At 69.4% G+C, this 23062-nt stretch carries 25 protein-coding genes; 16 read left to right on the top strand and 9 right to left on the bottom strand.

Features of this window, described 5'->3' with window-relative positions; translation table 11 throughout:
* Positions 1–21 precede the first annotated feature (21 nt).
* From nadD to AC1MEY_RS12700, 6 genes are read left to right on the top strand one after another with little or no spacing between them, the layout of a single operon-like run.
* Positions 22–657, top strand: a complete 636-nt coding sequence (gene nadD / locus AC1MEY_RS12725; protein ID WP_480230969.1) for a nicotinate-nucleotide adenylyltransferase — start codon at positions 22–24, stop codon at positions 655–657.
* Positions 654–1052 carry a ribosome silencing factor gene (gene rsfS / locus AC1MEY_RS12720; RefSeq protein WP_480230968.1) on the top strand — a complete coding sequence of 133 codons (399 nt, stop codon included), beginning with the start codon at positions 654–656 and terminating at the stop codon, positions 1050–1052. The genes nadD and rsfS overlap by 4 nt, the downstream gene beginning before the upstream one ends.
* Positions 1049–1717, top strand: coding sequence for a glucosyl-3-phosphoglycerate phosphatase (gpgP, locus tag AC1MEY_RS12715; protein ID WP_480230967.1), 669 nt, complete (start codon positions 1049–1051; stop codon positions 1715–1717). Before rsfS ends, gpgP begins: the two co-directional genes overlap by 4 nt.
* Complete coding sequence (octT, locus tag AC1MEY_RS12710; RefSeq protein ID WP_480230966.1) at positions 1707–2453, top strand: diglucosylglycerate octanoyltransferase; 747 nt, start codon at positions 1707–1709, stop codon at positions 2451–2453. Before gpgP ends, octT begins: the two co-directional genes overlap by 11 nt.
* A gap of 2 nt (positions 2454–2455) precedes the next feature.
* Positions 2456–3295: a DegV family protein gene (locus AC1MEY_RS12705; protein ID WP_480230965.1), complete on the top strand. Its 840-nt coding sequence runs from the start codon at positions 2456–2458 to the stop codon at positions 3293–3295.
* A gap of 5 nt (positions 3296–3300) precedes the next feature.
* Positions 3301–3915 (top strand): maleylpyruvate isomerase family mycothiol-dependent enzyme, encoded by a 615-nt coding sequence (locus tag AC1MEY_RS12700; RefSeq protein ID WP_480231451.1) that lies wholly within the window; start codon positions 3301–3303, stop codon positions 3913–3915.
* Here AC1MEY_RS12700 and AC1MEY_RS12695 read toward each other — a convergent pair.
* Positions 3905–4960: an NAD(P)H-dependent amine dehydrogenase family protein gene (locus tag AC1MEY_RS12695; RefSeq protein WP_480230964.1), complete on the bottom strand. Its 1056-nt coding sequence runs from the start codon at positions 4958–4960 to the stop codon at positions 3905–3907. The two genes, AC1MEY_RS12700 and AC1MEY_RS12695, sit on opposite strands and share 11 nt — an antisense overlap.
* A gap of 197 nt (positions 4961–5157) precedes the next feature.
* On the opposite strand from AC1MEY_RS12695, the gene AC1MEY_RS12690 reads away from it, so the two are divergent.
* From AC1MEY_RS12690 to holA, 3 genes are read left to right on the top strand one after another with little or no spacing between them, the layout of a single operon-like run.
* Positions 5158–5994, top strand: a complete 837-nt coding sequence (locus AC1MEY_RS12690) for a ComEA family DNA-binding protein (protein ID WP_480230963.1) — start codon at positions 5158–5160, stop codon at positions 5992–5994.
* Positions 5991–7511 (top strand): ComEC/Rec2 family competence protein, encoded by a 1521-nt coding sequence (locus AC1MEY_RS12685; protein ID WP_480230962.1) that lies wholly within the window; start codon positions 5991–5993, stop codon positions 7509–7511. The genes AC1MEY_RS12690 and AC1MEY_RS12685 overlap by 4 nt, the downstream gene beginning before the upstream one ends.
* Before the next feature lie 12 nt (positions 7512–7523).
* Entirely contained in the window at positions 7524–8471 is a 948-nt protein-coding gene (holA, locus tag AC1MEY_RS12680; protein WP_480230961.1) for a DNA polymerase III subunit delta, read from the top strand.
* 3 nt (positions 8472–8474) lie between these two features.
* Here holA and rpsT read toward each other — a convergent pair whose 3' ends face one another.
* Complete coding sequence (rpsT, locus tag AC1MEY_RS12675; protein ID WP_480230960.1) at positions 8475–8735, bottom strand: 30S ribosomal protein S20; 261 nt, start codon at positions 8733–8735, stop codon at positions 8475–8477.
* 152 nt (positions 8736–8887) lie between these two features.
* Between rpsT and AC1MEY_RS12670 the strand changes: the two genes are divergently transcribed.
* From AC1MEY_RS12670 to AC1MEY_RS12660, 3 genes are read left to right on the top strand one after another with little or no spacing between them, the layout of a single operon-like run.
* A complete protein-coding gene (locus AC1MEY_RS12670) occupies positions 8888–10603 on the top strand; it encodes a circularly permuted type 2 ATP-grasp protein (protein ID WP_480230959.1) in 1716 nt (571 codons plus the stop codon).
* Complete coding sequence (locus AC1MEY_RS12665; protein ID WP_480230958.1) at positions 10603–11580, top strand: alpha-E domain-containing protein; 978 nt, start codon at positions 10603–10605, stop codon at positions 11578–11580. The genes AC1MEY_RS12670 and AC1MEY_RS12665 overlap by 1 nt, the downstream gene beginning before the upstream one ends.
* On the top strand, positions 11580–12419 hold the full coding sequence (locus tag AC1MEY_RS12660; protein WP_480230957.1) for a transglutaminase family protein: 840 nt from the start codon (positions 11580–11582) through the stop codon (positions 12417–12419). The genes AC1MEY_RS12665 and AC1MEY_RS12660 overlap by 1 nt, the downstream gene beginning before the upstream one ends.
* A 3-nt stretch (positions 12420–12422) precedes the next feature.
* Here AC1MEY_RS12660 and AC1MEY_RS12655 read toward each other — a convergent pair whose 3' ends face one another.
* Positions 12423–13427, bottom strand: coding sequence for an aldo/keto reductase (locus AC1MEY_RS12655; protein WP_480230956.1), 1005 nt, complete (start codon positions 13425–13427; stop codon positions 12423–12425).
* A gap of 122 nt (positions 13428–13549) precedes the next feature.
* Between AC1MEY_RS12655 and AC1MEY_RS12650 the strand changes: the two genes are divergently transcribed.
* Positions 13550–13978, top strand: a complete 429-nt coding sequence (locus tag AC1MEY_RS12650) for a CBS domain-containing protein (RefSeq protein ID WP_480230955.1) — start codon at positions 13550–13552, stop codon at positions 13976–13978.
* Here the strand turns inward: AC1MEY_RS12650 and AC1MEY_RS12645 are convergent.
* Genes AC1MEY_RS12645 through AC1MEY_RS12630 form a run of 4 tightly spaced genes read right to left on the bottom strand, consistent with a single transcriptional unit; the run spans position 13965 to position 17986 of the window.
* Entirely contained in the window at positions 13965–15335 is a 1371-nt protein-coding gene (locus tag AC1MEY_RS12645) for an NtaA/DmoA family FMN-dependent monooxygenase (protein WP_480231450.1), read from the bottom strand. The genes AC1MEY_RS12650 and AC1MEY_RS12645 overlap by 14 nt on opposite strands.
* A 44-nt stretch (positions 15336–15379) precedes the next feature.
* A complete protein-coding gene (locus AC1MEY_RS12640; protein WP_480230954.1) occupies positions 15380–16276 on the bottom strand; it encodes a MetQ/NlpA family ABC transporter substrate-binding protein in 897 nt (298 codons plus the stop codon).
* Positions 16277–16304: 28 nt separating this feature from the next.
* Positions 16305–16988, bottom strand: a complete 684-nt coding sequence (locus AC1MEY_RS12635; protein ID WP_480230953.1) for a methionine ABC transporter permease — start codon at positions 16986–16988, stop codon at positions 16305–16307.
* Complete coding sequence (locus AC1MEY_RS12630) at positions 16985–17986, bottom strand: methionine ABC transporter ATP-binding protein (protein WP_480230952.1); 1002 nt, start codon at positions 17984–17986, stop codon at positions 16985–16987. The genes AC1MEY_RS12635 and AC1MEY_RS12630 overlap by 4 nt, the downstream gene beginning before the upstream one ends.
* Before the next feature lie 261 nt (positions 17987–18247).
* Here AC1MEY_RS12630 and AC1MEY_RS12625 point away from each other — a divergent pair, with 261 nt between their 5' ends.
* Positions 18248–18859 carry a GNAT family N-acetyltransferase gene (locus tag AC1MEY_RS12625; RefSeq protein ID WP_480230951.1) on the top strand — a complete coding sequence of 204 codons (612 nt, stop codon included), beginning with the start codon at positions 18248–18250 and terminating at the stop codon, positions 18857–18859.
* A gap of 1 nt (position 18860) precedes the next feature.
* Here the strand turns inward: AC1MEY_RS12625 and AC1MEY_RS12620 are convergent, their stop codons facing one another.
* Positions 18861–20216, bottom strand: coding sequence for an LLM class flavin-dependent oxidoreductase (locus AC1MEY_RS12620; protein WP_480230950.1), 1356 nt, complete (start codon positions 20214–20216; stop codon positions 18861–18863).
* Positions 20213–21133, bottom strand: a complete 921-nt coding sequence (locus AC1MEY_RS12615; RefSeq protein WP_480230949.1) for a MetQ/NlpA family ABC transporter substrate-binding protein — start codon at positions 21131–21133, stop codon at positions 20213–20215. Before AC1MEY_RS12615 ends, AC1MEY_RS12620 begins: the two co-directional genes overlap by 4 nt.
* Positions 21134–21310: 177 nt before the next feature.
* Here AC1MEY_RS12615 and AC1MEY_RS12610 point away from each other — a divergent pair, with 177 nt between their 5' ends.
* Together AC1MEY_RS12610 and AC1MEY_RS12605 are read left to right on the top strand one after the other, a co-directional pair.
* On the top strand, positions 21311–22321 hold the full coding sequence (locus tag AC1MEY_RS12610; protein WP_480230948.1) for a methionine ABC transporter ATP-binding protein: 1011 nt from the start codon (positions 21311–21313) through the stop codon (positions 22319–22321).
* Complete coding sequence (locus tag AC1MEY_RS12605; RefSeq protein ID WP_480230947.1) at positions 22318–23058, top strand: methionine ABC transporter permease; 741 nt, start codon at positions 22318–22320, stop codon at positions 23056–23058. Before AC1MEY_RS12610 ends, AC1MEY_RS12605 begins: the two co-directional genes overlap by 4 nt.
* The last annotated feature ends 4 nt before the right edge of the window (positions 23059–23062 follow it).

The following is a 23062-nucleotide window of genomic DNA, read 5'->3' as shown; positions in this document are numbered from 1 at the left end:
ACTGCCGTAAGCTGCCTATTCGTGACTCGACGACGGCTCGGTGTGATGGGTGGGACGTTCGACCCCATCCACCACGGTCACCTCGTCGCCGCCAGTGAGGTGGCCGACCTGTTCGACCTCGACGAGGTGGTGTTCGTCCCCACCGGGCAGCCGTGGCAGAAGCGCGACCGCAGCGTCACCGCCGCCGAGGACCGGTACCTCATGACGGTCATCGCGACGGCCGCGAACCCGCGGTTCTCGGTCAGCCGGGTGGACATCGACCGCGGCGGCCCCACCTACACCAAGGACACGCTCCGCGATCTGGCCGGCAGCAATCCCGACACCGACCTGTACTTCATCACCGGCGCCGACGCCCTGGGCTCCATCCTGAGTTGGCAGAACTGGGAGGACCTCTTCTCGCTCGCGAGGTTCGTCGGTGTCAGCCGGCCGGGGTACGAACTCGACGGCGAGCACATCGCCGCGGCCATGAAGGAACTTCCGCGCGACGCCCTCCACCTCGTGGAGGTGCCCGCCCTGGCGATCTCGTCGAGCGAGTGCCGCGAGCGGGCCGAGTCCGGGCGACCGATCTGGTACCTGGTGCCCGACGGCGTCGTCCAGTACGTCTCGAAGCGCGGTCTGTACCACACCCACCCACCCACAGGAGAGACACCGCGATGAGTGCCACGTCCGAAGCGCTTCACATGGCCACGGTCGCCGCCCAGGCGGCGGCAGCCAAACTCGGCGACGACGTCGTCGTCATCGACGTGTCGGAGCAGCTCGTCATCACCGACTACTTCGTCATCGCGTCGGCGTCAAACGACCGCCAGGTCAACGCGATCGTCGACGAGGTCGAGGAGAAGATGCGCGGCGCCGGGTTCAAGCCCGCCCGCCGCGAGGGCACCCGCGAAGGCCGGTGGGTCCTGCTGGACTTCGTCGACATCGTCGTCCACGTGCAGCATCAGGACGAGCGCAACTTCTATGCGCTGGACCGGCTCTGGCGCGACTGCCCCCTGGTGCCGATCGACCTCGACGGCGTCGAGCGCGACCCCGACCCCCGCGAGGACGAGCAGTGAGGGTGCGGCGGCTGGTCCTCCTGCGGCACGGTCAGACCGAGTACAACGCGGGCAGCCGGATGCAGGGCCAACTCGACACCGATCTGTCGGAGCTGGGCCGCGAGCAGGCCTCCGCCGCGGCCGAGGTGCTCGGCAAACGTCAACCGCTGCTGATCGTCTCGTCGGACCTGCGCCGCGCACTGGACACCGCCACCGCACTCGGCGAACGCGCGGGCGTGCCGGTGCTGACCGACACCCGGTTGCGGGAGACCCACCTCGGCGACTGGCAGGGCATGACCCACCACGAGGTCGACGCGATCGCACCCGGGGCCCGGCTGGCGTGGCGGGACGACGCGCGATGGGCGCCACACGGCGGTGAGAGCCGGGTCGACGTCGCCGCGCGCAGCCTTCCGCTGGTGGCCGAACTCGTCGAGCAGCAGGAGGAATGGGGTGTCGACGACGCCGAGCGGCCCGTGGTCCTCGTCGCACACGGCGGCCTGATCGCGGCGCTGACGGGTGCGATCCTCGGCCTGCCCGTGGACAACTGGCCGATCCTGGGCGGCATGGGCAACGCGAGCTGGGTGCAGCTGGCCGGGCACTCCGAGACCGACGCGCCGTTCGACGACATCCGGTGGCGACTCGACGTGTGGAACGCCTCGGCGCAGGTCGCCAACGATGTCCTCTGAGCCTCAACCGATTCAGCGCCGGACCCTGCTCGTCTTCTGCGACTCTCTCTCCTACTACGGCCCAGCCGGCGGTCTCCCCGCCGACCACCCGCAGATCTGGCCCAACATCGTCGGCGCACACCTGGACTGGGACGTCGAGCTGATCGGCCGCATCGGCTGGACGTGCCGCGACGTTTGGTGGGCGGCGATCGGCGATCCGCGCGCGTGGGCCGCGCTGCCCCGCGCGGGCGCGGTCGTCTTCGCCACCAGCGGCATGGACTCGCTGCCCTCACCGCTGCCCACCGCGCTGCGCGAACTCATCCGCTACGTCCGTCCGCCGCTGCTGCGCAGGTGGGTACGCGACGGCTATGGCTGGGTGCAGCCCCGGATGTCGCCGATCGCGAGACCTGCGCTGCCACCCGAGTTGTCGGCCGACTACCTCGAGCAGACCCGTGCCGCGATCGACTTCAACCGGCCCGGAATCCCGTTCGTGGCGTGCATCCCGTCGGTCCACGTCGCCGAGGCGTACGGGAAGTCGCACCGCTGGCGTGACGGCACGGTGTCGGCCATCGACGAGTGGGCGTCCGCGCACGACGTCCCGCTCGTCGACCTCAAGGCCGCCGTCGGAGACGAGATCACCAGCGGCCGCGGCAACCCCGACGGCATCCACTGGAACTTCGAGGCGCACCGCAACGTCGCCGACCTGATGCTGAAGGCACTCGCCGATGCGGGCGTGCCGGTCGCGGACGCCGGCTGAGCATGGCCGTCGTCGTGGTGACCGACTCGTCCGGTCGATTGAGTCGAGAAGATCTGCAGCGTTGGAACATCCGTGAGGTTCCGCTGCACGTCCTGATCGACGGCGACGACCTCCGCGACGGCGTCGATCCGGTGCCCAACGACGTCCACACCCGGAGCCACGTCACCACCGCAGGCGCATCCCCGGCCGACCTGGCCGAGGCATATCGGACCGCGCTCGCCGACAGCGACGGAGACGGCGTGGTCGCGGTGCACCTGTCCGCGGCGCTGTCGAGCACGTTCAGCACCGCCAGCGCCGCGGCCCGCGAGTTCGGGTCGTCGGTGCGCGTCATCAACTCGCGGTCGGCGGCGGCCTGCGTCGGCTTCGTGGCCGTCGCCGCCGCGAAGGCCGCCGCGGACGGATCCGACCTCGACGCGGTCGAGACCGCCGCACGATCCGCGGTGCCGCGCGGGCACGCCTTCATCGTCGTCCACCGACTGGACAACCTGCGCCGCAGCGGCCGGATCGGCACGGCCGCATCGTGGTTGGGCACCGCCCTCTCGCTCAAGCCGCTGCTACACCTCGACGTCGATGGCCGGCTGGTGCCTTCGCAGCGCATCCGCACCGCGTCGAAGGCCCACGCCGCCATGGTCGACGCCGTTGCCGACGTGGTGGGTGACCGGGCCGCGTCGATCGTGGTGCACCACGTCGACAACCACGACGACGCCGACGTCGTCGGTGCCGCGCTCACCGCACGACTGCCGCAGCTCGAGTCGCTGACGGTGACCGACATGGGTCCCGTCCTGGCCGTGCACGTCGGAGCGGGTGCGGTCGGTGTGGCGCTGACGGTGGCGGGCCCGTGAGCGCCCTGGGGGCGGCCCGCGACGAGCGCCTCGAATTCGCCGACCTGCTCGCCGGTCTCACCGCCGAACAGTGGGACGCGCCGACGCTGTGCGCGCGCTGGCGGGTCCGCGACGTGGCGGCCCACACGATGAGCTTCGAGGGCATGACCGCCCGCGCCCTGGTAACTCGTTTCCTGCGTGGCAGGCTCCAGACCGACCGCATCAACGAACTCGCCGTCGCCGACATGGCGGGCACGCCGACCGGCGATCTGGTCGCGATGGTGCGGGAGCACGCCACGCCGACCGGGCTGGGAGCGGGGTTCGGTGGGCGGATCGCACTCGTCGACAACATGATTCACCAGCAGGACGTCCGTCGTCCGCTGGGCGTGCCACGCACCATCGCACCGGACCGGTTGCTTACCGCGCTGGACTTCGCGCGCTGGGCGCCGCTGATCAGAGGGGCCTGGCGGACCAGGGGAGTGCGGCTCGTCGCCACCGACCTGGACTGGTCGGCCGGACGCGGTCCGGACGTACGCGGTCCGGGGGAGGCGCTGCTGATGGCGATGGCCGGCCGCGGCGACGCACTGCACGACCTCGACGGACCGGGTGCCGCCGTGCTGGCGGCGCGGCTCAGCCCCTGAACCGACCCGTCACTGGCGGGAGGTCCTTCAAGGTCACGATTCCCGGTGCGGCTGCCACCACCGCGGGCACCGCGTTCGTCACCGGCAGCGCGGTGTAGATCATGCCCAGCCCCATGAAGCCGGGCTCGGTCCAGTCGCGCGGCGGCAGGCAGTGCAGCACGGTGCGCATGTTGGGCGTGCCGAACACCTGGATGACGTGTCCGTGTTCGAGCGGCTTCGGCGGCGTGACGTGGTTGCCCATGGTCCAGTTGAAGCCGACGCTCACCACGTTGCGGTCGCCGACCCAGCCGCGGTGATAGCCGAAGACGCCGCCGACGGTGCCGGCGGGGATCTGCATGAAGCCCAGGTCGGTGTCCCCGGTCGCGGCGGTGAACTCCACGTCGAACGTCATGCGGTCCAGCGGGGCGCCGATGGCGTCGGCCATCATCGCGGCCGACTCGGCGAACACCTCGCTCTCGCGGCGCACGCTCTCCGCGAGGCCGGGCGTCTCGGGGTCCTGGCCGAAGCCCATCGCCGACTGGGTGCCCGCCGATTCGTACGTGGAGCAGTCCACGGACTCGGTGATGCGGATCTCGTCGACGTCCTCGCAGGAGCCGGACAGCACCATGCCCACCATGTTCGTCATCCCCGGGTGCGCGCCGCTGCCGAAGATCGTCGAATTCCCTGCGACACAAGCTTTCTCGATGCGGTCGAGGTCGTCTCGGGACTGCTTCCCGCCGGTGATCCACGCGGCGCTCGAACACACGTTGATGCCGGCCTCCAGCAGCGCGACGAGTTCGTCGATGCTCGGCCACAGCGGGTTGTAGCAGCATGCGTCGGGCGCCAGGGCGATCAGGGCGTCGACGTCGTCGGTCGCCGTCACCCCGGTGGGTTCCGGCCATCCGGCGAGGTCGGCGGCGTCGACGCCGACCTTGTCGGCGCCGTGGGCGTAGACGCCGACCAGCTCCATGTCGTCGCGGGAGATGATCGCGTGCAACGAGCGCCTGCCGATGTTGCCGGTGGTCCACTGGATCACCCGGAGTGGACGGTCGACGGTTGTGCTCATGCAGGGCCTCCTCGGCGGGTCGGGACGTACACCGGACACTATTCGGAAGTTGTTCACCAATCGGGGCGATCGCCCATTGTCCCCGGTGGTTCGGGCAGACCGGCAGGTGATCCACAGTGCCGTATTCATCCCCAGGCGCCGGGGGTGGCCGCGGTCGACGAGCCGGTTCGGTCGTCCCCGCGGCCTACGTTCGCGGCATGCGACTCGAACAGCCCACCGACCGGGCGCACCGCCGGCTCGGCGGAACCGATGCGCCCACCGACGCGGATCCCGAGACCGACGCCGACCAGTCCGACACCTCACTGGCCAAGTGGCTGCCCGACGCCACGCCGGCCGGTCGGTTGCAGTGGATCGGCACCTTGCGCGCGGACCCCGGGCGGGCGGGGGTCGTCGCCCTGTCGGTGGTGGGGGCCATCGCGGTGATGGTCACCGTGTTCACCGTCGCCGGCAACGATCCGCCGCCCGTCGCCTCGGCGAACCTGCCGCCGGTGGAGATGGTCTCGACGGCGGCGCGGTCACCGGGTGCGCCCGGTCCGGCGCAGCCCGATGCGGCCCAGCCGGTGGTGGTCAGCGTCGTCGGGCTCGTCCGCGATCCCGGTCTGGTGACGCTCGCGGCGGGCGCACGCGTCGACGACGCCCTCGCCGCCGCCGGAGGAGTGCTCGACGGCGCCGACCTGATGGGACTCAACGTCGCGCGACGGTTGGCCGATGGCGAGCAGATCGTGGTCGGGATCGCGGCGACCCCGAGTGCGCCGACGGCGATGGGTAGTTCGATCACACCGCCATCGGGTGCGGCGGCGCAGTCCTCGCCCGACGCATCCGACGCGCCGGCCGCCGCCGCCGGCCCGATCGACGTGAACACGGCGACCGTGGAGCAGCTCGACGAACTCCCGGGCGTGGGCCCGGTGACGGCGGCCGCGATCGTGGCCTGGCGGGACGCGAACGGGCGCTTCACCGACGTCGAGCAACTCGGTGAGGTGGATGGCATCGGCCCCGCGCGGCTGGACAAGCTGCGCGACCTGGTCCATGTGTGACGCCGACGACCGGCACCGACCTCCGCCTGGTGCCCGCGGCGCTGACCGCGTGGTGCGTCACGGCTGCGGGCATCCTGTGGTCGCCGGCGGTCACGGTGGCCGTGGTGGTCGCGGCGGTGGGGTTGACCGCGGCGGTCGTCGGTTGGCTGGCGCGTCGCGCTCCGGACGGAGTGGCACGGGGGTGGCCGTCGGTGGCCGCGGTGGCGCTGGTCGGGATGTCGTTCGCGGTGGCGATCGGCATCCGTGCCGGCGACGTCGCGCACCACCCGCTCGGGTCGCGGACCGGCGACACGGTCGCGGTCACCGTCCGGGCGGTGGAGACGCCGCGTGTGGTCGCGGGCAGCCGGGTGATGTTCCGCGGTGCGCTGCTGGCGGTCGACGGCCGCCCGCAGACCGGCCGGGTCATGGTGTTCGCCTCGGTGGTCGGCTACGGGGACCTCACCGCGGGCCGCCCAGCGGAGTTCCGCGCGCGGGTGAGCCGGCCGACGCGACGCGACCTCTCGGTGGCGACGCTCGCGGCCACCGGCGAACCCCGTCTCGGCGCGGCGGGCCCGGCCAACCGGCTCGCGGCCGCCGTCCGCCGGGACTTCGCGGAGGCGTCGCGCGCGTCCCTGCCCGCGGATCAAGCCGCGATGCTCCCTGCGCTGGTGCTCGGCGACACGGCCGCGGTGGACCAGCTGGTGGTCGCCGAGTTCCGCACCGCCGGTCTCACGCACCTGACCGCCGTCTCGGGGGCCAACGTCACCATCGTGTGCGGCACCGTGCTGTTGTCCGCGATGCTGGTGGGCCCTCGGATCGCGGTGGTCCTCGCGGCCCTCGCGCTCGTCGCGTTCGTGATCGTCGTGCAGCCGACGGCCAGCGTGCTGCGCGCGGCGATCATGGGCGCCATCACGCTGCTCGCGGTGCTGTCACACCGTCGGCGGCAGGCCATCCCGGCGCTGGCGGCCACGATCATCACGGTGATGATCGGGTGGCCCGAGATGGCGGTCGACGTCGGATTCGCCCTCTCGGCGTCGGCGACGGCGGCCCTGGTCGTGATCGCGCCCGCGTGGTCGGCCCGGCTCGTCGCTCGTGGCTGGCCGGTTCCCCTGGCCGGCGCCGTCAGCGTCGCGGTGGCCGCGCAGCTCGTCACGGCGCCGTTGGTGGCGGGCATCTCGGGCGCGGTCAGCGTGGTCGCGGTGCTGGCGAACCTCGCGGTGACCGCCGTCATCGCCCCGATCACCGTCCTCGGCACGCTGGCGGCGGCGCTGGTGACGCCGTGGCCGGCCGGCGCGGGCATGGTGATCCGGTTCACGGGTCCCGAACTGTGGTGGCTGCTGCGGGTGGCCGAGTACGCGGCTTCGGTTCCCGGCGCGGCGATTCCGGTCCCGTCCGGCGTGGCGGGCGTGCTGTGCGTGGCGGTGAGCACGCTCGGCGCGGTGGTCGCGTGGCGGCGGCGCTGGGGGCGGCTGCTGGTGGCGTGGTGCGCGGCCGGCCTGGTCGCGTGGGCGGCGAGTGGAGATGTCGCGGGGACGTGACACCATCGGTGCGTGAGCCAACTCCACCTCGTCCTCGGCGACGAGGAACTGCTGATCGAACGGGCCGTCTCCGCGGTCCTGCAGACCGCACGCACCGCCGCGGGCACCGTCGACGTCCCCGTCGACCGCATGCGGGCCGGCGAGATCAGCACCAACGAACTCGCCGAGCTGCTGAGTCCCTCGCTGTTCGCCGACGAGCGGGTCCTGGTGCTCGAGTCGGCCGCCGACGCAGGCAAGGACGCGGTGGGACTGATCAACGGTGCGGCCGCCGATCTGCCGCCCGGGACGGTGCTGGTGGTGGTGCACTCCGGTGGTGGCCGCGCGAAGGCGCTGGCCGATCAGCTCAAGAAGCTCGGCGCCGACGTCCACCCGTGCGCGAAGCTGACCAAGCCGTCGGAGCGGGCCGACTTCGTCAAGCGCGAGTTCCGGTCGCACAGGGCAAAGGTGGGCGACGACGCCATCGCCGCACTGCTCGAGGCGGTCGGGTCGGATCTACGCGAGCTGGCCGCGGTCTGCTCGCAGCTCGTCGCGGACACCGCGGGCGACATCGACGTCAACGCGGTCCGGCGCTATCACCAGGGCAAGGCCGAGATCAAGGGCTATGTGATCGCGGAGATGGCGGTGGCCGGCGACGTCGAGGGCGCCGCGGAGGCGCTGCGCTGGGCGGTGATGGGCGGCGAACCGCACGTGGTGCTGGCCGATGCCCTCGCCGAGGCGGTGCACGCGATCGCTCGGATCGGGCCGCTGTCGGGGAACCAGAACCAGGTGGCCGGTGAGGTGGGCATGCCGCCGTGGCGGGTGCAGAAGGTGCAGCGTCAGGCCCGGCGCTGGTCGCGGGACTCGGTGGCCGAGGCGATGCGCCTGGTGGCGACCCTCAATGCAGACGTCAAGGGCGCAGCGGCCGATGCCGACTACGCCCTCGAGACCGCTGTGCGGAAGGTTGCCGAACTGGTCGGCTAGACGTCAGAGCTTGTTGAGCGCGAGCGTCAGAGCCGACTTCTTGTTGGCGGCCTGGTTCTTGTGGATGACGCCCTTGCTGGCAGCCTGGTCGAGCTTGCGGTTGGTGACGGCCAGCAGTTCGGCGGCCTTCTCCTTCTCGCCGGCGTCGATGGCCTCGCGGAGGCTGCGAACTGCGGTGCGCAGCTCGGACTTCACCGACTGGTTGCGCAGCCGGGCGCGCTCGTTGGTGAGGATGCGCTTTTCCTGCGACTTGATGTTGGCCACGCGTATTCCTTCGAGTTGAACTTGGGGTGGGGCACGTTGTGGCAGCCGGCCGTCGTGTGCAGCCAGGCAGCGAGGGTTCAGACTACCAGCGGCTTGGGTAAAGACCCAAAGCGCGTGTCGCTGGCCTGCCGAAACGCATCTACTAAGGGAGCATGTCCTCTGTGAGTCTTCGAACCCTGCCCACGGACACCGCTCGTTCGAGCCGACAGAACTCCCGTTCGGTACAACGCTATGACGGAATCTTCGACGGCTACAACGACGTCGGCGGTTATTCGCAGGCGTTCGACGAGATGTTCGACGCGCAGGGCAACGTACGCGGGCCCTACAAGGGCATCTTCACCGAACTCGCACCGTCGGACGCGTCCGATCTGGAGGCGAGATCCGAGGCGCTCGGCCGTGCCTTCATCGATCAGGGCATCACGTTCTCGCTGTCGGGCCAGGAGCGGCCGTTCCCGCTGGACCTGGTGCCCCGGGTCATCTCCGCCGCGGAGTGGTCACGCCTCGAGCGCGGCATCAAGCAGCGGGTCAAGGCCCTCGAGATGTTCCTCGACGACATCTACGGCGAGCAAGAGATCCTGCGCGACGGGGTCATCCCGCGCCGGCTGATCACGTCCTGCGAGCACTTCCACCGCGAGGCCGCGGGGATCAAGCCGCCCAACGGCGTCCGCATCCACGTTGCGGGCATCGACCTCGTGCGCGACGCCCAAGGCGTGTTCCGGGTGCTCGAGGACAATCTGCGGTCGCCGTCCGGGGTGTCGTACGTGATGGAGAACCGCCGCACGATGGCCCGGGTGTTCCCGAATCTGTTCGCCACGCACCGGGTTCGGTCGGTCGGCGACTACGCCTCACACCTGCTGCGCGCGCTGCGCAACGCGGCGGCCTCCAACGAGGCCGACCCCACGGTCGTGGTGCTCACGCCGGGCGTCTACAACTCCGCGTACTTCGAGCACTCGCTGCTGGCGCGGCAGATGGGCGTCGAGCTGGTCGAGGGACGTGACCTGTTCTGCCGGGACAACACCGTCTACATGCGCACCACCGAGGGCGAGCGCCAGGTCGACGTCATCTACCGGCGCATCGACGACGATTACCTCGACCCGATGCACTTCAAGCCGGATTCGGTGCTCGGCGTCGCCGGCGTCCTCAATGCTGCACGCGCCGGCAACGTGGTCATCTCGAGCGCGGTCGGCAACGGTGTCGGTGACGACAAGCTGGTCTACTGCTACGTCCCGACGATCGTCGAGTACTACCTCGGCGAGAAGCTGGCGCTGGCCAACGTCGACACCTTCAGGTGCTGGCTCGACGACGAGCGCGAAGAGGTGCTCGACCGGATCGACGAACTGGTGATCAAGCCCGTCGAGGGATCGGGTGGCTACGGCATCGTCTTCGGCCCCGACGCGTCGGCGAAGGAACTCGCCGCCATCTCCAAGAAGGTGCGCGCCGATCCCCGCGGCTGGATCGCGCAGCCCGTCGTGCAACTCTCCACCGTGCCCACGCAGATCAACGATCAGTTGGCGCCGCGACACGTCGACCTGCGGCCGTTCGCCGTCAACGACGGTGACGACGTGTGGGTGCTGCCCGGCGGCCTGACCCGTGTCGCACTGCCCGAGGGTTCGCTGGTGGTCAATTCCAGCCAGGGTGGTGGCTCCAAGGACACGTGGGTGCTCGCGTCGAGAACCTCTGCCGCAGACCGCGAACTGGCGGGGGCCGAGGTGGTGCGCGCGCTGCCGAAGGCGGCCAAGCCCGGCAAGACGGAGAAGAACGGCGACTCGTCCTCGCAGCAGCAGCAGTCGCTGGCGATGGGTCCGCAGGACCAGCAGCAGCAACAACAGCAGCAACAGCAACAGCAGCAGCAGCAGGTGATGCACTGATGTTGGCGCGCAACGCGGAATCGCTGTACTGGATCGGCCGCTACGTCGAGAGGGCGGACGACACCGCCCGAATCCTCGACGTGACGGTGCATCAACTGCTCGAGGATTCGAGCGTCGACCCCGACCAGGCGTCGCGGACACTGCTCAAGGTCCTCGGCATCGACCCGCCCGACACCGAACTCGACCTCTGGTCGCTGACCGACCTGGTGGCGTTCAGCCGGGACACCCACGGCGGCTGCTCGATCGTCGACTCCATCTCGGCTGCCCGCGAGAACGCCCGCGGCGCACGCGAAGTCACCTCGACCGAGATCTGGGAGTGCCTCAACACCACCTACAACGCACTGCCGGAGCGCGAGCGGGCGGCCAAGCGGCTCGGACCGCACGAGTTCCTGTCCTACATCGAGGGACGGGCCGCGCAGTTCGCGGGCCTGGCGGACTCGACGCTGTCCCGAGACGACGGCTACCGATTCATGGTGCTGGGCCGCGCGATCGAGCGCGTCGACATGATCGTGCGACTCCTGCTGTCCCGAGTCGGGGACAGCGCATCGTCACCCGCGTGGGTGACGGTGCTGCGCTCGGCGGGCGCCCACGACACCTATCTGCGCACGTACCGCGGCGTCCTCGACGCCGGCCGCGTCGTCGAGTTCATGATGCTCGACCGGCTCTTCCCGCGGTCGGTGATGTACTCGCTGCGGCTTGCCGAACACAGCCTCGACGAACTGCACCACCGCAGGCTCAACCGCGTCGGCGCGACGGCGGAGGCCCAGCGCCTCCTGGGCCGCGCCCGCAGCGAGTTGGAGTTCCTGCGGCCGGGCGTCCTGCTCGAATCGCTCGAGACCCGGTTGGGCGAACTGCAGGAGACCTGCGCCGAGGTCGGAGAAGCGTTGGCACTGGAGTACTTCCACTCCGCACCGTGGGTTGCCTGGAGCGATGCAGGCCGCGACGGCTCACTGGTGATCGAGGAGGGTGAAGTCTGATGTGGCGTCTTCGCGTGGTGCATTCCACCGGGTATGCGTACAAGTCGCCGGTCACGGCGTCGTTCAACGAGGCCCGGCTCACGCCGCGGTCCGATTCGCGGCAGAACGTGATCCTCAATCGCGTCGAGACGGTGCCCGCGACCCGCTCCTACCGGTACGTCGACTACTGGGGCACCGCGGTCACGACGTTCGACCTGCACGCTCCGCACACCGAACTCGAGGTGACGTCGTCGTCGGTCGTGGAGACCGAGGAGGGCACCCTCCCCGACGAGGACGTGACGTGGGAGGACCTGCAGTCCCTGGCGGTGATCGACCGCTACGACGAGATCCTGACCGGCACCGACTACACGCCCGAGAGCAGGCGGTTGGCGCGGGTCGGCCAGAAGATCGCCAAGGAGCACGCGCCGCGGGAGGCCGTCGTGGCGGCGGCCAACTGGGTCAACGGCGAACTCGAGTACGTGCCGGGCACCACGGGCGTGCACTCGTCGGGGCTGGACGCCCTGCGTGAGGGCAAGGGCGTCTGCCAGGACTACACCCACCTGACGCTGATCCTGTTGCGCAGCATGGGTATTCCGGCGCGTTACGTGTCGGGGTACCTGCACCCCAACCGCGAGGCCGCCGTGGGCGAGACCATCGAGGGTGAGAGCCACGCGTGGATCCAGGCCTGGACGGGCGGGTGGTGGAACTACGACCCCACCAACGACAAGCACATCAACGAGCAGTACGTCAGCGTCGGCGTCGGCCGTGACTACGCCGACGTCAGCCCGCTGAAGGGCATCTACTCGGGTGAGGGGTCCACCGACCTCGACGTGATCGTGGAGATCACCCGACTGGCCTGACGGCTACTCGCGCCCGGACGCCACCGATGTCATGTCGGCGTAGCGGTTGCCCGACACCGCCGCTCCCGCGGCGTCGAGTGACGCCACCTGGTCGGCGCCGAGGGTGACGTCGAGCGAGGCGAGGTTCTCGTCCACGCGGGATGCGCGTCGGGTCCCGGGGATCGGCACGGACGCCACACCGAGTTCGTCGGCGCGGTAGCGCAGCCACGCGAGCGCCACCTGGGCCGGCGTGGCCTCGACGTCCGCCGCGATCCGGGTGACGGTTCGCACGACGGCGAGGTTGTCGTCGAGGGCGTCGCCGGAGAACCGGGGCATGTGCCGCCGGAAGTCGGCGTCGCCGATGTCGGCCGCCGACTGCACGGTGCCGGTGAGGAAGCCGCGCCCCAGGGGCGAGTACGGCACCAGACCCACGCCGAGTTCGACGGCCGTCGGCACCACGGACTCGACGTCGCGCGTCCAGATCGACCACTCGCTCTGCAGCGCGGCGACGGGGTGGACCGCGACGGCGGCCCGCAGCTCGCCCGCGGTCACCTCCGACAGCCCGAGGTGGCGGACCTTGCCCGCGCTCACCAGCTCGGTCATCGCGCCGACGGTCTCCTCGATCGGGACCCGTAGGTCGCGCCGGTGCATGTAGTAGAGGTCGATGACGTCGGTCTGCAACCGTTGCAGGCTCTCGTCGACGCACTGCCGCACGTACGCGGCGTCACCGCGGGGCGACACCTTGCCGCCGGGCCGGCCCGCGGGGTTGCCGTCGATGCCGAACTTGGTGGCCAGGGTGACCTCGTCGCGCCGGTCGGCGAGCAGACCGGCGATCAGCCGCTCGTTGGCGCCGCCGCCGTAGACGTTGGCCGTGTCGATGAACGAGACACCCACGTCGACCGCGTGATGGAGCGTGGCCAAGGACTCGACGTCGTCGATCTCCCCGCCGTAGACCGGTGTCAGCGCCATCCCGCCGAAACCCATGGCGCTGACGGTCAACTCATCTCCGAGTGTGACGCTCGACGTCATGGCTGCATCCCTTCGTTGGCGTGTGCGTACCCACGCGGCAACGGCGGGCACTCGACGGGGGTTCCCCCGCGACGCGATACGTCCTAACCTGGTGTGACCCACGTCACTCGAAGGAGGCGTCGATGAGGATCTCGGACGTGCTGCGGAACAAGGGGGCGGGCGTGCTGACGGTGTCACCCGACATGACGGTGGGGGAGTTGCTCGCCAGTCTGGTCACCCGCAACGTCGGCGCCATGGTCGTGGTGGATCCGAGTGGACCGGTGGGCATCGTGAGTGAACGCGACGTGGTGCGAAGCCTGCACGCCCACGGCGTCGACGTCCTGGGCCATCGGGTGGCCGACATCATGTCGACGCCGGTCATCACGTGCACGCCCGCCGACACCGTGGACTTCCTCAGCGGCCTGATGACCACCAACCGCGTACGGCACGTCCCCGTCCTTGACGGCGGCGCATTGACCGGGATCGTCAGCATCGGCGACGTGGTGAAGACGCGGATGGAGGAACTCGAGGCCCAGCAGGAGCACCTCGAGGCCTACATCACGCAGGGCTGACCAGGTCCTCGACGCCGTTGAGGAGATCGTTGTCGGAGAAGGCCCCGCGGTAGGCGGCGGCCGGATGCGAGTCGGGAAGTCGGTCGCCCCTGCCGAGTAGCTTCTGCCGCAGCGTGCCCGACTTGTCGGTCGAGATCAGACCCCGTTCGCGCAGCGTCGGGAACAGGCGGTCGGCCACCTCGGCGAACGAACCCGGCACGGTGGCGTGATAGACGTTGATGCCGTCGACACCCGCCTCGCGCCACTCCTCCAGGCGATCCGCTATCTCCTTCGGAGTGCCGACGACGCGATTGGCGCCCTCCATCACCCACGCGAGATCCCGGATGGTCGGTGCGTCGTTGCCGGACGCCTCGGCGGCCCATCTCGCGTAGCTCTTGATGCCCGTGAACTCACCGAGTTCGCTCAGCGGAGTGTCCAGCGGGACGCTGCCCGCGTCGATACCGGCATCGCCCAGTGCGTGCAGGGCGACTCCCTCGAGATCCAGATGTCGCTTGATCTCGTCGTTGCGGCGCACCGCCTCGGCATGGGTGTCGCCGATGACGAACGACAGTCCCTGGGCGAACGTGATGTCGCCGGGATCGCGCCCGTTCTCGACCGCGAGGGCCCTGCTCTCGGAGATCAACCCATGCGCCGCTGCGGGATCCGGGCTGCTGATGTACACCCCCTCGGCATTGCGGGCCGAGAACAACTGACCCGCAGGCGAGGAACCAGCCTGGAACAGCACCGGAGTCCGCTGCGGCGACGGCGACGAGAAGTGCGGCCCCTCCACGCTGTACCGCTTGCCCACGTGGTTGATCTTGTGGATCTTGGTCGGGTCGGAGTGCACGCCGCGTTCCTTGTCCTGCACCAGCGCGCCCTCGTCCCACGAGCCCTCCCAGAGCTTGTAGGCGACGTCGACGTACTCGTAAGCCCACTCGTACCGGTCGTCGTGGGCGAGGGTGCCCTCGTGTCCGAAACTCCGGAACATGTTCTCGTTGAAGCTGGTCACGATGTTCCAGCCCAGGCGGCCATCGGTGTAGTGATCGAGCGACGACATCCGCCTGGCGAAGTCGAACGGATGGTCCTGGATGATCGAACTGGTGAACACGATGCCCAGCTGCTGCGTCGCGGCGGCCAGTGCCGACGCCAGCACGGACGGGTCGTTGACGGGGATCTGGATTCCGCCCTCGACCGCCTTGCGCCAGTTGCCGTTCCACGTTTGACGCAAGCCGAAGACGTCGGCGAAGAACAGCAGGTCGTAACCCGCCCGGTCCACCTGCGCGGCGAGGTCGGTCCAGTGCTTGAGCGAGTTGAACTCGTGGTTCCGCGCTTCCGGTGCTCGCCACAGGCCATGCAGGACGTGGGAGGCGGTGTTCATCACGAACGCCGAGAAGTACAGCGGCCGGGCGCTGCCGGTGCCGCTCACGAGAGGGGCCCCAGCGTGTTGCGGATCAGTTCGTCGTCGGTGTTCTTCAGGAACTCCGCGATCTTCGGATCCTTGAACGTCTCGATCAGCTTCTGCACGTTCGGATCGTCGAGGTGCTTGTCGCTGACCACGAGTCCACCCTCGCTCCCCTGGGGGGCCGGTTCGCGCGCCAGGATCTGCTCCTCGGTCAGTCCTGCGGCGTAGACGTCCGAGATGTGCACGACGATGGCATCGACGTCGTCGAGGCTGCGAGCGAGCTGCCCGATGGGCACCTGGACGAACTGATAGTTCTTCGGGTTTGACTCGACGTCGCCGAGCTGAGGCAGACCCTCCAGGGTGTCCTTGCCCGCCTTCAACGTGATCTGCTTGTCGTGCGCGAGGTCGAGCAGCGCGATCGCCTGGCCGGCGGGGTCGTCCCGCAGCGCGATCTTGGCGCCGTTCGGCACTTGGTTCCAGCTCCGGTACTTGTTGGAGTAGGTGGCCTGATCCCACGTGAACGTCGGTGCGGCCAAGGTCAGTTGGAAGCCGTTGGCGGCGATGGCGTCGTTGAGGAACGGTTGGTGCTCGAAGAAGTTCCCCGCCACGGTCCCGGCGTCGACGGCGCGGTTGATCTCGATGAGGTTGTCGATCTGGACTCGTTCGATCGTGATGCCGTGATCGGGAGCGACGTTGTCGGAGATGAACGTCAGCAGGTTCTCGGCGGCGATGTCGGTGCTCCACGTCGCAACCTTGAGGTTGGTCCCGAACGGCTTGTCCTGATTCGAGTAGTTCGCGAAGACGATGCCGCCGCTGACGGCGACGACGGCCACCACGGCGCCGGCGATCCACGGCCATCGCCGCTTCTTCTTGATCTCGAGGTCAAGGCCGCGTGGCTGATTGATCTGGTCGGTCATGATCGTGTTCCTCGTTCGGTTGGGGTGGTCAGCGCGTGAGTGCTGTGACGACTCGGTCGCCGGTGAACTGGACCGCCTGGATGGTGACGATCAGCGCGACCACCGTGGCGATCATGATGTTGTCGTCGAAGCGGTTGTAGCCGTAAGTGATCGCCAGGTTCCCGACGCCGCCGGCGCCGATCGAGCCCGCGATCGCGGAGTACTCGATCATGGCGATGGTGTTGACGGTGAGAGCCCCGGCCAGTGCCGGAAGCGCCTCCGAGAGCTGTACCGAGCGGATCACCTGGAGCTGTGTCCCGCCGGACACCAATCCCATGTCGGTGACGTCGCTCCGCACCTCGCGCAGCGCGTTCTGCACCAGACGCGCGAAGAACGGTATGCCCGCCACGGTCATCGGGACGATCGCCGCCGAGATGCCCACCGTGGTCCCGACGATGAACCTCGTCACCGGGATGATCGCGGTCATCAGGATCAGGAACGGCAGGGAGCGGCCGACGTTGACGATCGTGTTCAACACGGTGAAGGCCCTCGGATCCGGGAACAGCCCGAGGTCCGACGTGTTGTGCAGCACGATGCCGAGCGGGACGCCGATGAGCAGGACGAACACCATGGTCACGCCCACCATGAGCCACGTCTCCCCGTAGGCGGGGAGCAGCAGGTCCGGCACGCGGGCCCACGGCGTGCTGAAGTCCTCCTGCGCGAGGAGGGTCACGCTGCCGCCTCGTCGGTCGTCCGGCGGCCGGCGCGGACGTGCAGTCCACGGTCGCGCAGATACTGCTCGAAACCGGCCGGCGCAGCGGGGGAGAACGACAACACCGCGCGTCCGACCGCGATCCCGCGGATCGCCTCGACGCTCGCGGACAGGACGCTGACCTTCGCCGTGCCGCATCCAGGGATCGTCTGAATGGACGTCAGCCAGTCCAGGGGGACGTCACGTGCGGCGTGCGACACCTCCCAGACCTCGCCCGGGTGGTCGAGCGGCACGCTGGGCCGGTCCGGGAGCAGTTCGCGAGCCAGCGCCGACGTGGGATCCAGGATGACGTCGGTGACCGCCCCGCTCTCGATGATGCGGCCGTCCTCTATCCGGGCGACCGAGTCGGCGATCTCGCGGACCACTTCCATCTCGTGGGTGATGAGGATGATGGACAGGCCGTACTCGTCCCGGAGGTGACCCAGCAACCCGAGGATCGACGTGGTGGTCGCGGGATCCAGACCCGACGTCGCCTCGTCGGACAGCAGGATCGACGGCGCGAGTGCCAGAGCACGGGCGATCCCGACCCGCTGCTTCTGTCCGCCCGACAACTGCGCGGGGTGGTAGGAACGGCGGTCGGCGAGGCCGACGCGATCGAGCAGCTCTGCAACCCTGCGATCGACCGACGCGTCGGTGGCGCCCAGGTACTGCAGGGGGAGTGCGACGTTCTCGGCGACCGTGCGACGACGGAGCAGAGGCGCCGTCTGGAAGATCACCCCGATGCTGCGCCTCGCCGCGAGCAGTTCCGAACGGTCCAGGCGCGTGAAGTCCTTGCCGTCGACGCGCACACTGCCGCTCGTGGGCCGCTCGAGGAAGCTCACGCAACGTGACAACGTGCTCTTCCCGGCGCCACTCGGCCCGACGACGGCCAGGATCTCGCCACTGCGCACCGACAGCGACACGCCGTCCAGTACGGTGCGCTCGCCGAAGCGCTTCGTCAGATCGTCGATCTCGATCATGGGGACTCTCTGTGTGGGAATCGGGCACCAGCGTGCGGCGGTGTGAGACGGGGGACGACCGGATGCCCTCGGAGTGCACCGGCCAGATGATGGTCGACGCTATTCGCGCTTCGGGCCGGTCGACAGAGTATGGATCGGGTTGATCCGAATCCGACCGCGAAGCCTCTCGCTAGCAACGCCTTTCGACCATCTCGAATCCCTGCACCCGAGGGTCCGGCCCAGGAGGTTCCCACAGCCGCTCAGACATGCGATCGTGGGCGCATGACCACCATCGCGGTACGGCCGGCTCGGCGCGAGGACGTCCCCGCACTGTCGGGGACTCTCGGCAAGGCGTTCTTCGACGACCCCGTGATGGCGTGGATGCTGCCCGACGCCGACATACGGCGCCGACGCCTGCACCGCCTGTTCTCGGTGCTCACCAGGTACCACCATCTGTCCCGCGGCGGAGTCGAGGTGGCACTCGACGGCGACGACGTCGGCGGTGCGGCACTGTGGGATCCGCCGGGGCAGTGGCGGCAGACCACCGGCGAGCAGGTGCGCGCGATGCCGAGCCTGCTGCGTGCGTTCGGCTTCGCGGTGCGGCGCGGGATGGCCGTCGAGGAGCGGATGTCGGCGGTGCACCCCGAGGAACCGCACTGGTACCTCGCGATCATCGGCAGCGATCCGGCACTGCGCGGCAGGGGTTTCGGAAACGCACTCATGCGGTCGCGGTTGGATCGCGTCGACGCCGAGTACGCACCCGCATACCTCGAATCGAGCAATCCCGACAACGTGCCGTACTACCAGCGATTCGGCTTCGAGGTGACCGGTGAGATCGTCCTGCCGGACGGTGGACCGTCGCTGATCCCGATGTGGCGTGCCGCCACGAGGTGAGTCATACGGCTCGCGCAGTCGACAGCACCCGGCGATCGGCTGTGCGACGCAGGCCCAGGTGGCCCCGTAGCGTTGACGATTCGTATTCGCGCCGGAACAGACCGCGGTCGCGCAGGATCGGGACGACGTGGTCGACGAACAGCTCGAGTCCGGACGGGAAGACGTCGGGCATGAGGTTGAAGCCGTCGACCGCGCCGGCGACGAACCACTCCTCGATCGCGTCGGCGATGCGCTCGGGCGAACCGACCACCAGCCGATGCCAGGTGATGACCCGGTCGAGGAGCTGTCGCACCGTGAGGTCCTCGCGGCGCGCCAGATTCACCACGATGTCCCGCGCACCCTGGGATCCCGTGTCGGTGACCGCGCCGTCGAGCAGCCACTGCGGTAGCGGCCGGTCCCACGACAGCTCGGCGGGGTCGACGGACAACTGCCCGGCCAGGTGCGCCAGGCGGCGCTCGCCGGCCAGCTCGTTGAGTTCGTCGTTGCGGCGGCGCGCCTCGTCCTCGGTGCTGCCCAGCACGAAGGACAGGCCGGGCATGATGCGGATCGCATCCCGGGGTCGGCCGTATGCCGCCGTGCGCGAACGCAACTCGTTCGCGTTGCGCAGCGCATCGGGTAGCGATGCCTGCGCGGCGAACACGCCGTCGGCGTAGCGTGCCGCGAGATCGAGGCCGCCGGGGGAGCCGCCTGCCTGGAACAGCACGGGGTGACCCTGCGGGGAGCGCGGCAGCGTCAGCGGTCCGTCGACACGGAAGAACTCGCCGCGGTGGTCGATCGTGTGGATGCTGCCGGTTCGGCTGAACGCTCCCGTGCGCTTGTCGGCGAGCACGGCGTCGTCGTCCCACGAGTCCCACAGCGCACGCACCACGTCGATGAACTCCGCGGCGCGGCGGTACCTGTCGCGCCGATCGGGCTGAGCGACCGGCTCGTCGCCATGGCCGAAGTTGTTCCAGGCGTGCGGATCACTGCTGGTGACCACGTTCCAGGCAACCCGGCCACGGCTCAGGTGATCCAGCGACGCGAAGCGGCGGGCGACGTTGTAGGGCTCCTCGAACGACGTCGACACCGTGCCGATCAGACCGAGGTGCGTGGTCGCCGACGCCAGCGTCGACAGCAGCACCAACGGGTCGAGTGCGAGCGGAGGCGCCACCAACGGCTGATCGGGTGGTTGGAACAGCGACGGGCTGTCGGCGAGGAACAGTGTGTCGAGTGTCCCTCGCTCGGCTGTCCTCGCCACGTCGATCCAATAGGCGGGATCGGTGAACGCGTTCGGGTCGGCACTCGGGTGCTGCCACGCCGCCGGGTGCATGCCGTCGGACAGGACGTTGACGCCCAGGTGCAGTCGGCGCTCCGTCATGCCGGATCACCCGGCAGCGCGAGCTTGCGCACCTCGGGGTCCCTCGCGATGAAGGTCTGTACCCGAGGATCCTTGAACGCCCGGACCAGGTTGCGGACGTTGTCGGTGTCGGCCCACTCGCTGCCGATGGTCAACACCGAGGCGAATTCGTCGGGCGACGTCGGGGCGAAGATGAGATCGTCCTCGGACACGCCTGCGGCCAGGAACGACTCGGCGTAGCCGACGATCGCGTCGAGGTCTGGGAGTGCACGGGGTTGCGCGCCGAAGTCGAGCAGCGTGAACCTCAGGTTTCTCGGGTTCGCGACGATGTCCTTCTGGGTGAGCGCGGTGATGTCCGCGTCCGGTCGCAGCGTGACCAGTCCGGCCTGGGCCAGATACCAGATGCCCTGGGCGTTGTTCGCCGGGTCGGCGAGCAGCGACACCGTCGCCCCGTCCGGGATGTCCTGCGGCGTCCGGTACTTGTCCGACCAGATGCCGAACACCCAGTGGAAGAACGGACCCGTCGCGGCCTCCTCGCGGAAGCCGGGGTTCGCGTCGAGGACCTGCCGGAGCCAGTGCTCGTGCTGGAAGATCGTGCCCGCGTAGCGACCGTCGCTGATCGCCTGGTTGATCTGCGTGCTGTCACCGAGTCCGACCGCGCCGACCCGGACGTCGTAGTCGGGAGCGATCTCGTCGGCGACGAACTCGATGATCCGCTTCTCCGCGGGGTTCGAGTCGAGGTAGACGACGTCGAGTGTGGCGCCGGCGGTCTCGTTGGGTGACGCCGATCCCGTGCTGCGCTGGATGACGACGAACGCCGCAACGGCGATGACGGCGACGACGGCAATGGCGACGTAGGGCCATCTGCGCCGCGAACCGATGGTGAATCCGTGGGAGCCGGCGTCCTCGCGGACGGAGACCGAATCGTCGATGCTCATGGGGTCAGAAGTGTCACCGAGACGACGGCTACCGCCCATGGTTTCGCTCACGGTGGCGTCAATTGCATTGATTCACCCTGATCGCAAGGGTTTTCGCGGTGCCGCGCGGTCTGCGACTGTTCCACCCCGAACGGCGACGACGTCTGCGCGCCCCACTTACCGAGGACATCCCCTCCCATGATCGAGTTGACCGACCTGACGAAGACCTACGGCCACGGTGCCGATCGGACGGTGGTGCTGGACCGAGTCGGCTTTCGGGTCGAGGCCGGCGAGATATTCGCCGTCGTCGGTCCCAGCGGCGCGGGCAAGAGCACGCTGGCCCAGTGCGTGAACCTGCTGACGGCGCCGACGTCGGGGTCGGTCGTGGTCAACGGTGATGACCTGACCACGTTGTCGGCGAGGAAGCTTCGGGTGGCGCGCCGCAGGATCGGCACGGTCTTCCAGTCGGCGGGCCTGTTCGAGCGGCGCACCGCGGCCGAGAACGTCGCGCTGCCGCTCGAGTACCTCGGCGTCACGCCCGGCGAGACCCGCGCCCGTGTCGCGGAGCTGCTCGACCGGGTGGGGCTCACCGAGCGGGCCGGTCACTATCCGTTCCAGTTGTCCGGAGGCCAGCGGCAGCGGGTGGGGATCGCCCGCGCGCTGGCATTGCGGCCGTCGGTCCTGCTCTCGGACGAGGCGACGGCGGGACTGGATCCCACGACCACGTCGTCGGTGGTGGCGCTCCTGCGTGAACTCCGTGACGACCTGAGTCTGTCCATCGTGTTCATCACCCACGAGATGGACACCGTGCTGAAGATCGCCGACTCGGTGGCGCGGCTGGACCGTGGCAGCATCGTCGAATCCGGGCGCCTTGTGGAGTTGCTCACCGACCCGGACTCGTCGCTCGGTGGGGAACTTCGCCCGCAGGGCGTGGCCGCTGATGCGCCGACGGGTCAGCACGTGTGGAACGTCGTGTACGACGCCCCGGACGTGCCGTCGGATTGGATAGCGCGTGCTTCGGCCGACCTCGGTGCGCCGCTCGCGGTGCTGGGCGCGTCGGTGCAGCAGGTCGGCGGAATCACCGTCGGCGCTGCGACGCTGGGCATCCCGGAGCGTTTCGACGGCCGCGTCGCCGACGTCCTGGGACGTTACGGATTGGCTGCGACCACCGACGGCCCGGTCGACGCCGCACTCGAGGGCGTCGCGTGAGCGAGACGCTGCTGGCCAACACCAAGGTGCCGGTCAACGAGCTGCCGGCGCTGCTGTTGCCGGCGCTGCTCGACACGTTGATCATGGTGGGGATCGTCATGGCGATCGTCGTCCTGGTGGGCGTGCCGCTCGGTGCGCTCGTCCACAATCTCGCGCCCGGCGGTTTGTTCGAGAACCCTGGTCTGCACACAGTTCTCAGCTGGGTCATCAGCATCGGTCGTTCCCTGCCGTTCCTCATCCTGATGGCCGCGATCATGCCGTTCACCCGACTGCTCACCGGCACCAACATCGGCATCGCCGCGGCAGTGGTCCCGATGGCGTTGGCGGGCACCGCGTTCTTCACCAGGATCGTGGAGAACTCGCTGCGGTCCGTCCCACCGTCGGTGGTGGCCGTAGCGCGTGCATCAGGCGGGTCGAACCTGCAGATCATCCGTACCGCTCAGCTCGCCGAGGCAGTGCCGTCGATCATCGGCGGCCTGACCATCAACGTCATCGCGATGATCGAGTACTCGGCGATCGCGGGCACCATCGGCGCCGGCGGAATCGGTTACGTCGCAGTCACATACGGCTACCAGCGCTTCGACCAGGGCGTCATGCTCGCCACGATCGTCATCCTCGTCATCACCGTCGCCATCGTCCAACTCGTCGGCGACGCCCTCGTTCGATTCACCACACCGCGCAGCCGCTTCGGCGGCGCCGCGGTCCGACCGCTGCGCAGACGCGCAGTGACAGCCTGAGAGG

The sequence above is a fragment of the Mycobacterium sp. PTI7 genome, assembly GCF_056679845.1.
This window is presented reverse-complemented; position numbering and strand designations above follow the sequence as displayed.

Coding starts and splice junctions, on each gene's coding strand:
- rsfS (WP_480230968.1), top strand. CDS start 654: ATGAGTGCCACGTCCGAAGCGCTTCACATGGCCACGGTCGCCGCCCAG.
- octT (WP_480230966.1), top strand. CDS start 1,707: ATGTCCTCTGAGCCTCAACCGATTCAGCGCCGGACCCTGCTCGTCTTC.
- AC1MEY_RS12705 (WP_480230965.1), top strand. CDS start 2,456: ATGGCCGTCGTCGTGGTGACCGACTCGTCCGGTCGATTGAGTCGAGAA.
- AC1MEY_RS12695 (WP_480230964.1), bottom strand. CDS start 4,960: ATGAGCACAACCGTCGACCGTCCACTCCGGGTGATCCAGTGGACCACC.
- AC1MEY_RS12690 (WP_480230963.1), top strand. CDS start 5,158: ATGCGACTCGAACAGCCCACCGACCGGGCGCACCGCCGGCTCGGCGGA.
- AC1MEY_RS12670 (WP_480230959.1), top strand. CDS start 8,888: ATGTCCTCTGTGAGTCTTCGAACCCTGCCCACGGACACCGCTCGTTCG.
- AC1MEY_RS12665 (WP_480230958.1), top strand. CDS start 10,603: ATGTTGGCGCGCAACGCGGAATCGCTGTACTGGATCGGCCGCTACGTC.
- AC1MEY_RS12660 (WP_480230957.1), top strand. CDS start 11,580: ATGTGGCGTCTTCGCGTGGTGCATTCCACCGGGTATGCGTACAAGTCG.
- AC1MEY_RS12655 (WP_480230956.1), bottom strand. CDS start 13,427: ATGACGTCGAGCGTCACACTCGGAGATGAGTTGACCGTCAGCGCCATG.
- AC1MEY_RS12650 (WP_480230955.1), top strand. CDS start 13,550: ATGAGGATCTCGGACGTGCTGCGGAACAAGGGGGCGGGCGTGCTGACG.
- AC1MEY_RS12645 (WP_480231450.1), bottom strand. CDS start 15,335: ATGAACACCGCCTCCCACGTCCTGCATGGCCTGTGGCGAGCACCGGAA.
- AC1MEY_RS12640 (WP_480230954.1), bottom strand. CDS start 16,276: ATGACCGACCAGATCAATCAGCCACGCGGCCTTGACCTCGAGATCAAG.
- AC1MEY_RS12630 (WP_480230952.1), bottom strand. CDS start 17,986: ATGATCGAGATCGACGATCTGACGAAGCGCTTCGGCGAGCGCACCGTA.
- AC1MEY_RS12625 (WP_480230951.1), top strand. CDS start 18,248: ATGACCACCATCGCGGTACGGCCGGCTCGGCGCGAGGACGTCCCCGCA.
- AC1MEY_RS12620 (WP_480230950.1), bottom strand. CDS start 20,216: ATGACGGAGCGCCGACTGCACCTGGGCGTCAACGTCCTGTCCGACGGC.
- AC1MEY_RS12615 (WP_480230949.1), bottom strand. CDS start 21,133: ATGAGCATCGACGATTCGGTCTCCGTCCGCGAGGACGCCGGCTCCCAC.
- AC1MEY_RS12610 (WP_480230948.1), top strand. CDS start 21,311: ATGATCGAGTTGACCGACCTGACGAAGACCTACGGCCACGGTGCCGAT.